Raw genomic sequence first — 13,133 nt, 5'->3', positions numbered from 1 at the left:
GTTCACGGTTCGCCGGCACATCTTCCCCACCGCCCGTTTCCGACACAGAGCTCTTCTCGAGAGGTGAAGCCGTCGTGGCTGCTGCACAGAACTACCTGGCGATCATCAAGGTCGTGGGCATCGGCGGTGGTGGCGTCAACGCCGTCAACCGGATGATCGAGGTCGGCCTCAAGGGCGTCGAGTTCATCGCGATCAACACCGACGCCCAGGCGCTGCTGATGAGCGACGCCGACGTCAAGCTCGACATCGGCCGCGAGCTCACCCGCGGCCTCGGTGCCGGCGCCAACCCCCTGGTCGGCGGCCAGGCGGCCGAGGACCACGCCGACGAGATCGAGGAGGTGATGAAGGGTGCCGACATGGTCTTCGTCACCGCAGGCGAGGGCGGCGGCACCGGCACCGGCGGCGCGCCCGTCGTGGCCCGCATCGCCCGCTCGCTCGGGGCGCTCACCATCGGCGTCGTCACCCGGCCGTTCGCCTTCGAGGGACGCCGCCGGATGGGCTCGGCCGACGAGGGCATCGCCCAGCTGCGCGAGGAGGTCGACACCCTCATCGTCATCCCCAACGACCGGCTCCTGTCGATCAGCGACCGCAACGTCTCGGTGCTCGACGCGTTCAAGCAGGCCGACCAGGTGCTGCTCCAGGGCGTCTCGGGCATCACCGACCTGATCACCACGCCGGGCCTGATCAACCTCGACTTCGCCGACGTGAAGTCGGTGATGGCCAACGCCGGCTCCGCCCTGATGGGCATCGGCTCGGCCCGGGGCGAGGACCGTGCGGTCGCCGCCGCCGAGATGGCGGTCTCCAGCCCGCTGCTCGAGGCCAGCATCGACGGCGCCCACGGCGTCCTGCTCTCGATCGCCGGCGGTTCCGACCTCGGCCTGTTCGAGATCAACACCGCCGCGGCCCTGGTCGCCGACGCGGTGCACCCCGAGGCCAACATCATCTTCGGCGCCACCATCGACGACGCCCTCGGCGACGAGGTCCGGGTCACCGTGATCGCCGCCGGGTTCGACGGGGGCACGCCCAAGCGCCGCGCCGAGGGCAGCACCCTGCGCCAGTCCCAGCCGGCAGCCCCCGTGGCCCAGCCCGAGGTCGCGGCCGTCGCCGCGCGCCCCGAGCCCCGGCCCGAGCCGGTCGAGCAGCGCGCCGAAGCCCCGCAGCAGCAGGCGCCGGCGGCCCCGCGTCCGCCGTCCCAGCCGGTCTACACCGACGACGACCTCGACATCCCCGACTTCCTGAAGTAGGTCGCGCTGTACTTCTTCCGCACCACCCTCGGCCCCGTCGAGCTGGCCTTCACCGACCGGCACGGCGGGGTCAGTGGCGTGCCGTTCGACTCGCTCAACCTGGCCTTCCACGAGGACGGCGACCGCACGGCGACCGCACGCAACCTCGACCTGGTGCTCGACGACTTCGCCCCGGGCTGCGGCACCGCGCGGCTGGCCGACCTGAGCCAGGTCCACGGGGCCGACGTCGTGCCGGCCGTCCCGGGCGGGCCGCGGCCCAGCGCCGACGGGGTCGTCACCAACGAGGCCGACGTCGTCCTGCTGGTCCGCGCCGCCGACTGCGTGCCGGTGCTGCTGGCCGACCCGGTCGCCGGCGTCGTCGGGGCCGCCCACGCCGGGCGCGCCGGGGTCGCGGCCGGGGTGGTCCCGCACACGGTCGCGGCGCTGCGCGACCTCGGGGCCCGCGACCTGACCGCGTGGATCGGCCCCCACGTGTGCGGCGCCTGCTACGAGGTCCCGCCCGACCTCCAGGCCGAGGTCGCGGCGCTCGTCCCCGCGACGCGGGCCACCACCTCGTGGGGCACGCCGTCGCTCGACCTCGGCGCCGGGGTGCGCGCCCAGCTCGAGGCCGAGGATGTCACCGTGGTCGACGTGTCCGCCTGCACCCTCGAGTCGCCCGACCTGTTCTCCCACCGGCGTGACGGCGCCGGCTCCGGGCGCCTCGCCGGCCTGATCCGGACGACCGCCCGATGACCGCCCGCAGCGACGAGGTCGCCGCCGGGCTGGCCGGCGTACGCCGCCGGATCGAGGCCGCGTGCGCCGACAGCGGCCGCGACCCCGCGGAGGTCACGGTCGTGGTCGTCACCAAGTTCTTCCCCGCCTCCGACGTACGGCTGCTCGCCGACCTCGGGGTGGCCCACGTGGGCGAGAACCGCCACCAGGAGGCGCAGGCCAAGTCCGCCGAGTGCGCCGACCTCGGCCTCACCTGGCACTTCATCGGCGGGCTGCAGAGCAACAAGGCCGCCGCCGTGGCCGCCTACGCCGACGTCATCGAGTCGGTCGACCGCGCCAAGCTCGTCGCGGGTCTCCAGCGGGGGGCCGAGGAGCGCTCGCACGACGTCGACGTCCTCCTGCAGGCCAGCCTCGACGCGCCCGGCGCCGAGGGGCGCAGCGGTGCCGACCCGGCCGACCTCGCCGCGCTCGCGACGGCCGTGACGCAGGCGCCGAACCTCCGGCTGCGGGGGCTGATGGCCGTCGCCCCCCGCGACGAGGAACCCGCCGCGGCGTTCGCACGGCTGGCCGAGGTGCACCGCGGGCTCGTGGCCGACCACCCCGGCGCGACGCTCCTGTCGGCCGGGATGAGCGGTGACCTCGAGGAGGCCGTCCGGGTCGGTGCGACACACGTGCGCGTCGGGTCCGCGGTCCTCGGTTCGAGGCCCCCGGTGAAGTAGTGTCCGAAGAGGCTTCCAGCAGTCAGTCGAGCGAAACGAGTGAAGTGGTATGAGCGGCGCGATGCGCAGGATCGGTGAGTACCTCGGCCTGCTCGAGGACACCGGTCGCTACGACGACTACGACCAGTACGACGACCAGACCCAGGAGACCGAGCCGGTCCAGGCCGCGCGTCCCACCCGGGCCGAGCGCCGCCAGGAGCGGCCCGAGCGCGTCGAGCGTGTCGAGCGCACCGGGTCCCACCCCGCTCCGGTCGCCGACCTCGCCGAGCGCCGCCGTACGTCGCCGGTCGTCGCGCCCGTGGTGGCGCCGGCCCCGTCGGTCGCCGAGCTCTCGCGCATCATCACGCTGCACCCGCGCACCTACAACGAGGCCCGGGTGATCGGTGAGAACTTCCGCGACGGCACGCCGGTGATCATGAACCTCACCGAGATGGACGACAACGACGCCAAGCGCCTCGTCGACTTCGCCGCCGGGCTGGTCTTCGCCACCCGCGGCACGATCGAGCGGATCACCAACAAGGTCTTCCTGCTGTCCCCGGCCAACGTGTCGGTGGCGGCCGAGGACAAGCAGCGGATCGCCGACGGCAGCAGCGGGTTCTTCAACCAGTCCTGACCCAGCGGGCGACAGGCGGGCGGTGCCCCCCCGCCCGTCGTCGTTCCACGCGCTCCGCACCGCGCGGCGCCCGGCCGCCGAGACCTTGGGGTCCGGCCGCTAGGCTCGCCGACGCCCCGCCCTCCGACAGCTAGGACACTCCACCCGTGATCGCCGCGCAGGTCCTCTACGGACTGATCTGGGTGTTCATCGGCTGCATGTGGGTCCGCTTCATCGTCGACTGGGTGCAGGTCTTCGCCCGCTCGTGGAGCCCGCACGGGATCCTGCTCGTGGTCCTGGAGTTCACCTACTCCGTCACCGACCCGCCGATCAAGGCGCTGCGCCGGGTGATCCCGCCGTTGCGGCTGGGCAACTTCGCCCTCGACCTGAGCTTCCTGATCGTCTTCATCGGGGCCTACGTCGCCCACCAGCTGGTCCGCAGCTTCCTGCTGTAGGGATCGGCGCCGGGGCCACCACCTCGTCCCGTCCGGCACACCGGGTCACACCTGCACCAACCAGGCGCTAGGGTTCTCGGGATGCACCCGGGACGCCTGCGCCCGGTTCCCGCACCACGACCTGCACCACCGACAAGAATCGAGCGAAGTCATGCCGCTGACGCCTGAGGACGTGAGCAACAAGCGATTCACGCCCGTCCGGCTCCGTGAGGGCTACGACATGGGCGAGGTCGACCAGTTCCTCGACGAGGTCGAGGCCGAGCTCGCCCGGCTCACCCGCGAGAACGACGACCTGCGCGCCAAGCTCTCCGCCGCCCAGTCCGGGGCCCCCGCCCCGCAGCAGCAGGCAGCGCCGGAGCCGCCGCCGATGACCTTCGAGAAGGCGCCCGAGCCGCCGGCCCCCGTCGCCGCCCCGACGCCGCCGCCGGCCGCTGCGCCCGCGACGACCGAGATCAAGACGATCCGCGTCGAGACGGTCCCCGAGGCGTCCAACGCCGCGGCCCGGCTGCTCGAGATCGCCACCCGCAACGCCGACGAGCTCGTCGACGACGCCAAGAACGAGGCCGACAAGATCATCGGCGAGGCCCGCACCAAGGCCGAGCGGCTCGACGTGGAGTCCAAGGGTCGCGCCGACCGCCTGGAGTCCGACGCCCGCACCCGCGCGCAGATGCTCGACGCCGAGACCGCCGAGCGGCGCACGCAGCTCTTCGGCGACCTCGAGAAGGAGCGCGACAAGCTCAGCATCGAGGTCGAGAACCTGCGCTCGTTCGAGCGCGAGTACCGGTCGCGGCTCAAGAGCTACTTCACCCAGCAGCTCGAGGCGCTCGTCGCCGGCGGCAGCACCGAGCCGCCCGAGGAGGCGCCCGCCCCCAAGCGGCTCCGCTCGATCCTCGGCGAGGAGGAGGGCTGAGGCCCACCTGATCGTCCGAGCGACGACACCAGCACCACCGAGAGAGCCACCCCGTCCGCGGGGTGGCTCTCTCGGTGTGTGGAGGGGGAGTCCGTCACTTCCGGTGGACGAACCGCGGAGCCGGTCGTTGAGACCCTCGTCACCAGCCGCTACCGTTCGTGCCGCCCGTGGCACCCCGCAGCGGCCACGGCCAGGGAAGGACCGAGGTCCCGATGGTTCGCAGCGCACGCAAGCTCACGCAGGTCGCCCGCAAGGCGCTGACCCGGACCACCAAGTCGGCGGCCGCCGCGGCCGGGGCCGCCGTCCCCGCCTCCCGGAAGGCGGCACCCGCCAAGAAGACGTCCTCGGCGAAGAAGGCGGCGCCGGCCAAGAAGGCGACGCCGGTGAAGAAGGCGGCGCCGGTGAAGAAGGCGACGCCGGCTGCGAAGAAGGCGCCGGCTGCGAAGAAGGCCGCCCGGGTCGACAAGGCGCCCACGGCGAAGAAGGCCGCGCCCACCAAGAAGGCGCCTGCCAAGAAGGCGCCCGCCACGAAGGCGACCACCACGAAGGCGGCGCCGGCCACGAAGTCGGTCGCGACGAAGACCCCCGTGGCGAAGAAGGCGGCGCCCGCGGCGAAGAAGGCGGCGCCCGCGCCGAAGACCGCGCCGGCGAAGAAGACTGCGGCCGCGACGAAGAAGGCGGCGCCCGCGACGAAGACCGCACCCGCGACGAAGGCGGCGCCCGCGACGAAGGCGGCTGCAACGAAGAAGGCGGCACCCGAGACGAAGGCGGCGCCGGCGAAGAAGACCGCGCCCGCGAAGAAGTCGGCGCCGGGTGCCCTCGTCGTCCAGGCGGGGGAGTCGGCCTGGACCCGGGCCGAGCTGAAGGAGGTTCTCGACGAGCTGCACGAGCAGACCACCCACAGCGAGGAGATCGTGACGGCGATGGAGACCGAGCTCGCCGGGCTGCTGCGCGACTCCGGGGACGGCGCCGGCCAGGACCAGGCCGACCTCGGCGCCTCCAGCTTCGAGCGCGACCACGAGCTGACCGTGCTGAGCAACGAGCGCGACAAGCTCGCCCAGATCGAGCGGGCCCTGGCGCGCATCGACGACGGCACCTACGGGGTCTGCGAGTCCTGCGGGAACCCCATCGGGAAGAATCGGTTGATGGCATTCCCGCGTGCCACACTGTGCATGACATGCAAGCAGCGCGAGGAACGCCGGTAGGCCCTGCCCCGACCCGGCTCCGCCTGGCCTTCGGAGCAGTCGCCCTCACGGCGTACGCCGTCGACCAGGTCTCCAAGATCCTGGCCGTCCGGCACCTCGAGGACCGCGCCGACGTCCGCGTCCTGGGTGACGTGCTGCAGCTGACGCTGACCTACAACCCCGGTGCGGCGTTCAGCACCGGCACCGGCCTGACCCCGCTGATCAGCGTGGTCGCCATCCTCGCCACGCTGGCGGTGCTGTGGTACGCCCGTAAGGTCCGCAGCCCGCTCTGGGCCGTGGCGCTCGGGCTGCTGCTGGCCGGCATCACCGGCAACCTCACCGACCGGCTCCTGCGCGACCCCGGGCCGCTGCGGGGACACGTGGTCGACTTCCTCGAGCTGCCGAGCTGGCCGGTCTTCAACGTCGCCGACATCTGCATCAACGTCGCCGCCGGGCTGATCGTGCTGCAGGCCTTCCGGGGCGTCCACGTCGACGGCACCCGCGGCGACGACGAGCCCGACACCACCGATGACGACCGCGCCGGCGACGCCGTCCAGGAGCGCGCCGAATGACCTCCTCCGACCTCCGCAGCCTCCGGGTCCCCGACTCCCTCGCCGGGGAGCGCGTCGACTCGGCGATGGCGCAGCTGTTCGGGCTCTCCCGCACCCGGTCCGCCGAGCTCATCGCCCGCGGGCTGGTCCTGGTCGACGGCGCGGCGGTGAGCAAGAGCGACCGGGTGCTGCCCGGCGTCCAGCTCGACGTGGAGATCCCGGTCGAGGCCGACCCGCTCGAGATCGTGCCCGAGGTCGTCGACGGGATCGGCATCATCCACGACGACGAGTCCATCGTGGTGATCGACAAGCCCGTCGGGGTCGCCGTGCACCCCTCGCCCGGCTGGTCGGGTCCCACCGTGGTCGGACACCTCGCCGGGGCCGGCTTCCGGATCGCGACGTCGGGCGCCTCCGAGCGGCAGGGCATCGTGCAGCGCCTCGACGTCGGCACGTCGGGCGTGATGGTGATCTGCAAGTCCGAGCACGCCTACTCGGTGCTCAAGAACGCCTTCCGGCACCGGACCGTCGACAAGACCTACCACGCGCTGGTGCAGGGCCACCCCGACCCGCACGAGGGCACCATCGACGCCCCGATCGCCCGGCACCCCGGCGCCGACCACCGCTTCGCGGTGCTCGACGGCGGCCGGCCGAGCGTCACCCACTACTCCACCCTCGAGGCCCACCGCTTCGCCAGCCTGCTCGAGGTGCACCTCGAGACCGGGCGCACCCACCAGATCCGGGTGCACATGTCGGCCCTGAAGCACCCCTGCGTCGGTGACCTCACCTACGGCGCCGACCCCACCCTCGCCAGCCGGTTCGGCGTGACGCGGCAGTGGCTGCACGCCGTCAAGCTCGGCTTCGTGCACCCCGACACCGGCGCGTACGTCGAGTACGAGTCGCCGTACCCCGACGACCTCGCCCGCGCCCTCGACGTCGTCCGTGCCGCCGACTGACGCTGCCGAGGTCGTCCTCCGCCCGGCCGGGCCCGACGACGTGACGGCCGTGGCCGCGGTCCACCTGGCGGCCCGCCGGGCCGCCCCCATGCCCCCGGGCGTGCACACCGACCTCGAGGTCCACGCCTGGCTGGCCGCTCGGCTGGCCGAGGACGAGACCTGGGTCGCCGAGGCCGACGGCCAGGTCGTCGCCTACCTGCGGATGACCGCCACCTGGCTCGACGACCTCTACGTGCTGCCGTCCCACGCCGGACAGGGCATCGGCTCGGCGCTGCTGGACCTGGCCAAGGCCCGCCGCCCCCGGGGCTTCTCCCTGTGGGTCTTCACGTCCAACACCCCCGCCCGGGCCTTCTACACCCGCCACGGCCTCGTCGAGCGCGAGCACACCGACGGCAGCGCCAACGAGGAGCGGGCCCCCGACCTCCGGATGAGCTGGGACGGCCGCTGACCCCGAGACCAGCGTCGTCGTACGACGGCCGATCACCGACGGTGGTCGAGCCGCGGGGACGAAGTCTCCGCGAGTCGAGACCCCCGCAGCGTGGGCACCCGCCGTTCCCGACGCTGGTCGAGGAGGCCGGCCACGGCCGTCTCGAGACCACCGCAGGCGGGCACCTCGCCGGGTCTCGACTCGGGCTCGCTGGCGCTCGCCCGGCTCGACCAGCGTGGGTCACCGACGGTGGTCGAGCCGCGGGGACGAAGTCTCTGCGAGTCGAGACCCCCGCAGCGTGGGCACCCGCCAGCACCGACGCTGGTCGAGGAGGCCGGCCACGGCCGTCTCGAGACCACCGCCGGCGGGCACCTCGCCGGGTCTCGACTCGGGCTCGCTGGCGCTCGCCCGGCTCGACCAGCGTGGGCCCCCGACGGTGGTCGAGCCGCGGGGACGAAGTCTCCGCGAGTCGAGACCCCCGCAGCGTGGGCACCCACCAGCACCGACGCTGGTCGAGGAGGCCGGCCACGGCCGTCTCGAGACCACCGCAGGCGGGCACCTCGCCGGGTCTCGACTCGGGCTCGCTGGCGCTCGCCCGGCTCGACCAGCGTCGTCGTACGACGTCCGGCCACCGACGGAGCGTCGTACGACGGCCGATCACCGACGGTGGTCGAGCCGCGGGGACGAAGTCTCCGCGAGTCGAGACCCCCGCAGCGTGGGCACCTGCCGTCACCGACGCTGGTCGAGGAGGCCGGCCACGGCCGTCTCGAGACCTGCGCCGGTCGATTTCCTGCCGGGTCGGTGGTGCGGGCCGAAGGCCCGCTGCGGGGGTTTCGACGCGCGGTCGCGACCTCGTTCCTCGGTCGCGCGCTTGCTCAACCTGCGCCCGCGACGCCGCGTGCTCGTGCCTCGCACGCGGCTGCGGGCTTGCTCGACCTGCGCCCGCCCACGCCGGCCGCTCGTTCCTCGCGGTCGACTGCGGGCTTGTCGGTGGTTCCTGTCAGGATCGTCGCGACGGCTCGCGTAGGCTGATGTCCTTCCCTCGGGACCGACGCGCTTCCCCCGCCGTCCCGGACTCACCCAGCGCTCCGGCCCCCCGCCGCAGTACGGCGTGAGCCTGCCCGCAGCCCGCCCGACCACGACCCGAGGAGCGCCCCACCCGATGTCGACCGGCCCCGGTGCCAGCGCGGACTTCGCCCACCTGCACGTCCACACCGAGTACTCGATGCTCGACGGCGCGTCCCTGCTCGACGGGCTCTTCGAGCGGGTCAACCAGCTCGGCATGTCGTCGATCGCGATGACCGACCACGGCAACCTGCACGGCGCCTACGACTTCTGGTCCAAGGCCCGCAAGCACGGCGTCCGGCCGATCATCGGGATCGAGGCCTACCTCACCCCGCAGACCCACCGCAGCGAGCGCCGCCGGGTCCGGTGGGGCACCGGCGGGCCCGCCGAGGAGGGCGGCAACGACGTCGCGGGTGGCGGCGCCTACACCCACATGACGATGTGGGCCGAGAACACCAAGGGGATGCACAACCTGTTCCGGCTCTCGTCGCGCTCGAGCCTCGAGGGCTACTACTACAAGCCGCGCGCCGACCGTGAGCTGCTCCACGAGCTCTCCGACGGCCTGATCGCCACCACCGGGTGCCCGTCGGGGGAGATCCAGACCCGTCTGCGCCTCGGCCAGTACGACGAGGCCGTCAAGTCCGCCGCCGAGTTCCAGGACATCTTCGGCAAGGACAGCTTCTTCCTCGAGCTGATGGACCACGACATCGACATCGAGAAGCGGGTCCGCGACGACCTGCTGCGCCTGGGCAAGCAGCTCGGCATCCCGCCGGTCGCCACCAACGACTCCCACTACAACAACCCCGAGGACGCCGAGGCGCAGGACGCCCTCATCTGCGTCGCCTCGGGCCGGCGGCTCTCCGACACCAACCGGCTCAAGTTCGACGGCGGCGGCTACTACATCAAGTCGGCCGCCGAGATGCGCGAGCTGTGGGCCGACCGGTTCGGCATGCCCGAGGCCTGCGACAACACCCTGGCGATCGCCGAGCGCTGCGACGTCGAGTTCACCGAGTCCACCGGTGGCTACATGGCGCGCGCCGACATCCCGGCCGGCGAGACCGAGGAGTCCTGGTTCGTCAAGGAGGTGTGGCGGGGGATCGAGCACCGCTACCCCGGCGACAAGCTCACCGCCGACGTCAAGGACCGCGTCGACATGGAGCTCAGCGTCGTGGCCGCCAAGGGCTACTGCGGCTACTACCTCGTGGTCGCCGACTTCATCCAGTGGGCCAAGCGCAACGGCATCCGGGTCGGTCCCGGTCGCGGCTCCGGCGCGGGGTCCATCGCGGCCTACGCGTTGAGCATCACCGACCTGTGCCCCCTCGAGCACGGCCTCATCTTCGAGCGGTTCCTCAACCCCGAGCGCCCCTCGATGCCCGACTTCGACATCGACTTCGACGAGCGCCGGCGCGTCGAGGTGATCCAGTACGTCACCCAGAAGTACGGCAGCGACCGGGTCGCCTACATCGCCACCTTCGGCCGGATCAAGGCCAAGCAGGCGATCAAGGACGCCGCCCGCGTGCTCGACCACGGCTTCGCGATCAGCGACCGCATCACCAAGGCCCTGCCGGCCGACGTGATGGGCAAGGGCGTGCCGCTCAAGGAGCTGTTCAACGACAAGCACAAGCGCTACGGCGAGGGCGGCGAGTTCCGCCAGCTCCACGACTCCGACCACGACGTCCGCACCATCTACAAGACCGGGCTGGGGCTCGAGGGCCAGATCCGCCAGTGGGGCGTGCACGCGGCCGGCGTGATCATGTCCAGCGAGCCGCTCGTCGACATCGTGCCGATCATGAAGCGCGAGCAGGACGGCGCGATCATCACCCAGTTCGACTACCCGATGTGCGAGGCGCTCGGGCTGGTCAAGATGGACTTCCTGGGGCTGCGCAACCTCACCGTCCTCGACGACGCGGTGCGCAACATCAAGGCCAACCGCGACATCGACGTCGTGCTCGAGGAGCTGACGTTCGACGACCAGCCCACCTACGAGCTGCTCGCGCGCGGCGACACCCTCGGTGTCTTCCAGCTCGACGGCGGGCCGATGCGCTCGCTGCTGCGCTCGATGCGTCCCGACAAGTTCGAGGACATCTCCGCCGTCGGCGCGCTCTACCGCCCCGGCCCGATGGGCGCCGACTCCCACAACAAGTACGCCCGCCGCAAGAACGGCCGCGAGCCGATCGACCCGATCCACCCCGAGCTGGAGGAAGCCCTCGAGCCGGTGCTGGGGGAGACCTACGGCCTGATCGTCTACCAGGAGCAGGTGATGGCGATCGCCCAGGCGCTGGCCGGCTTCAGCCTGGGCCAGGCCGACAACCTGCGGCGCGCGATGGGCAAGAAGAAGAAGGAGGAGCTCGACAAGCAGTACGCCGGCTTCCAGGGCGGGATGCTCGAGCGCGGCTTCTCCCAGGAGGCGATCTCCACGCTGTGGGAGGTCCTCCTCCCCTTCTCCGACTACGCCTTCAACAAGGCCCACTCCGCGGCCTACGGCGTCGTGTCCTACTGGACCGCCTACCTCAAGGCCAACTACCCGGCCGAGTACATGGCGGCGTTGCTCACCTCGATGCGCGACGACAAGGACAAGTCGGCGATCTACCTCAACGAGTGCCGCCGGATGAAGATCCAGGTGCTCCCGCCCGACGTCAACGAGTCCGCAGCCGACTTCACCCCGGTCGGGCGCGACATCCGCTTCGGCCTCACCGCCATCCGCAACGTCGGCTCCAACGTCGTCGACCAGGTCGTCGCCGCCCGCACCGAGAAGGGGCGCTTCGCCGACTTCGGCGACTTCATGTCCAAGGTCCCCGTCCTGGTCTGCAACAAGCGGGTCATCGAGTCGCTGATCAAGGCCGGCGCGTTCGACGACATGAAGCTGCGGCGCCGTGCCCTGGTCGCGATCCACGAGACCGCCGTCGACCAGTACGTCGACATCAAGCGCAACGAGGCGATCGGCCAGGACTCCCTGTTCGCCGCGCTCGACGACGCCGACGACGGCGGGTTCGGCGTCAGCGTCGCGATCCCCGACATCGACGAGTGGGACAAGATGACGCTGCTCGGCCACGAGCGCGACATGCTCGGCCTCTACGTCTCCGACCACCCGCTGCTGGGCCTCGAGCACGTGCTCTCGGTGGGCACCGACTGCACCATCGGCCAGCTGATGCTCGACGAGGACCGCCCCCACGGCAGCACCCTGACCATCAGCGGCCTGGTCACCTCGGTCAACCGGCGGATCACCAAGCGGGGCGACGCCTGGGCCACGATCACCCTGGAGGACCTCGACGGCGCCATCGAGGTGCTGCTGTTCCCCAGCTCCTACCAGCTCGCGGCGCCGTTCCTGCAGGAGGACGCGATCCTGCGGGTCAAGGGTCAGCTCTCCCGCGACAAGGACCAGCCCGAGCTGCGCGGGCAGGAGGTGTCGATGCCCGACATCTCCGAGGGCTCGACGGGCCCCGTGACGATCAGCCTGCCCTCGACCCGCTGCACCGCACCGGTCATCGAGCAGCTCAAGGACGTCCTGGGCACCCACCCCGGGCTGACCGAGGTGCGGCTGCGGCTGCTCTCGCGGCAGTCGACGAAGGTGATGCGCCTCGACGACCGGCTGCGGGTGACCCCGACCCCCGCGCTCTTCGCCGACTTGAAGCAGCTGCTCGGACCGGGTTGTCTGACGGGGTGACCACCGACCTGCCCACGAGCGCGGTGCCGTCCGCGACCCGCCGCCGGTGGTCCGCCCCGCGGGCCTGGCGACGTCCCGCGATCGAGGCGGTCGCGGTGGTCGTGGTCTTCGCCGTGGTCGGTGCCTCGGCCGGCTGGTGCTGGTTCGAGCTGTGGGACCCGCCGCGCGGGGCCGTCCAGGACGGCACCTGGCTCTACTCCAGCCTGGCCGAGATCGAGGGGGAGTTCTCCGCGACCGGTCTGTACGTCGTCATCGGCGCCCTCGCCGGTCTGCTGCTGGGGGTCGTCGCCGCCTTCACCTGCCGGGCGTCCGAGCTGGTGACCCTGCTGGCCGTGGCCGCCGGCAGCGCCCTCGCCGCCTACCTGGCCTACCGGGTCGGCCTCGCCAGGAGCCCGCTCGACCTGCGCGGGCTCGCCCCCGGCCTGGCCGACGGCACCGAGCTGCCGGGCACCATCGGGGTCGACGGCCGGTCCCCGTTCGTGGCCTGGTCGGTCGGGGGCCTCGTCGGCCTCGCCACCACCTACCTGGTCACCGGCTCGGCCGGCGCCGGCATCGACGCGGCTCGCCCCTTCGACGACCCGCGCCGCACGACCCCCGACGACTGAGCACCCGAACTCACCACGAAGGCCGGTCAGGTCGAGCAGACTGCTGCCACGAC

12 protein-coding genes are annotated in these 13,133 nt (G+C 72.2%); all 12 read left to right on the top strand.

The window, feature by feature from the left end; all coding sequences use genetic code 11:
* Positions 1–74: 74 nt before the first annotated feature.
* The 12 genes from ftsZ to AC4MBH_RS05530 all read left to right on the top strand — a co-directional run bounded on the left by ftsZ (position 75) and on the right by AC4MBH_RS05530 (position 13,080).
* Positions 75–1,244 carry a cell division protein FtsZ gene (gene ftsZ, locus AC4MBH_RS05585; protein ID WP_491793357.1) on the top strand — a complete coding sequence of 390 codons (1,170 nt, stop codon included), beginning with the start codon at positions 75–77 and terminating at the stop codon, positions 1,242–1,244.
* Positions 1,245–1,250: 6 nt separating this feature from the next.
* Entirely contained in the window at positions 1,251–1,976 is a 726-nt protein-coding gene (locus tag AC4MBH_RS05580) for a purine nucleoside phosphorylase YfiH/LACC1 family protein (protein WP_491794124.1), read from the top strand.
* On the top strand, positions 1,973–2,674 hold the full coding sequence (locus AC4MBH_RS05575) for a YggS family pyridoxal phosphate-dependent enzyme (RefSeq protein WP_491793356.1): 702 nt from the start codon (positions 1,973–1,975) through the stop codon (positions 2,672–2,674). Before AC4MBH_RS05580 ends, AC4MBH_RS05575 begins: the two co-directional genes overlap by 4 nt.
* 49 nt (positions 2,675–2,723) lie before the next feature.
* The gene (locus AC4MBH_RS05570) at positions 2,724–3,287 is read left to right on the top strand and encodes a cell division protein SepF (RefSeq protein ID WP_491793355.1); all 564 of its coding nucleotides are present in this window, start codon (positions 2,724–2,726) and stop codon (positions 3,285–3,287) included.
* A gap of 146 nt (positions 3,288–3,433) precedes the next feature.
* Complete coding sequence (locus AC4MBH_RS05565) at positions 3,434–3,721, top strand: YggT family protein (protein ID WP_491793354.1); 288 nt, start codon at positions 3,434–3,436, stop codon at positions 3,719–3,721.
* Positions 3,722–3,872: 151 nt separating this feature from the next.
* A complete protein-coding gene (locus AC4MBH_RS05560; protein ID WP_491793353.1) occupies positions 3,873–4,631 on the top strand; it encodes a DivIVA domain-containing protein in 759 nt (252 codons plus the stop codon).
* Positions 4,632–4,843: 212 nt separating this feature from the next.
* Complete coding sequence (locus AC4MBH_RS05555; RefSeq protein WP_491793352.1) at positions 4,844–5,836, top strand: TraR/DksA family transcriptional regulator; 993 nt, start codon at positions 4,844–4,846, stop codon at positions 5,834–5,836.
* Positions 5,809–6,387 carry a signal peptidase II gene (lspA, locus tag AC4MBH_RS05550; protein ID WP_491793351.1) on the top strand — a complete coding sequence of 193 codons (579 nt, stop codon included), beginning with the start codon at positions 5,809–5,811 and terminating at the stop codon, positions 6,385–6,387. Before AC4MBH_RS05555 ends, lspA begins: the two co-directional genes overlap by 28 nt.
* The gene (locus AC4MBH_RS05545; protein WP_491793350.1) at positions 6,384–7,319 is read left to right on the top strand and encodes an RluA family pseudouridine synthase; all 936 of its coding nucleotides are present in this window, start codon (positions 6,384–6,386) and stop codon (positions 7,317–7,319) included. Before lspA ends, AC4MBH_RS05545 begins: the two co-directional genes overlap by 4 nt.
* Positions 7,306–7,767 (top strand): GNAT family N-acetyltransferase, encoded by a 462-nt coding sequence (locus tag AC4MBH_RS05540; protein WP_491793349.1) that lies wholly within the window; start codon positions 7,306–7,308, stop codon positions 7,765–7,767. Before AC4MBH_RS05545 ends, AC4MBH_RS05540 begins: the two co-directional genes overlap by 14 nt.
* A gap of 1,141 nt (positions 7,768–8,908) precedes the next feature.
* On the top strand, positions 8,909–12,475 hold the full coding sequence (dnaE, locus tag AC4MBH_RS05535; protein ID WP_491793348.1) for a DNA polymerase III subunit alpha: 3,567 nt from the start codon (positions 8,909–8,911) through the stop codon (positions 12,473–12,475).
* Positions 12,472–13,080 (top strand): hypothetical protein, encoded by a 609-nt coding sequence (locus AC4MBH_RS05530; protein ID WP_491793347.1) that lies wholly within the window; start codon positions 12,472–12,474, stop codon positions 13,078–13,080. The genes dnaE and AC4MBH_RS05530 overlap by 4 nt, the downstream gene beginning before the upstream one ends.
* The last annotated feature ends 53 nt before the right edge of the window (positions 13,081–13,133 follow it).

The sequence above is a fragment of the Nocardioides sp. WJ219 genome, assembly GCF_058559815.1.
Note: the sequence above shows the minus strand (reverse complement) of the source record. Positions and strands in the feature narration are given on the sequence as shown.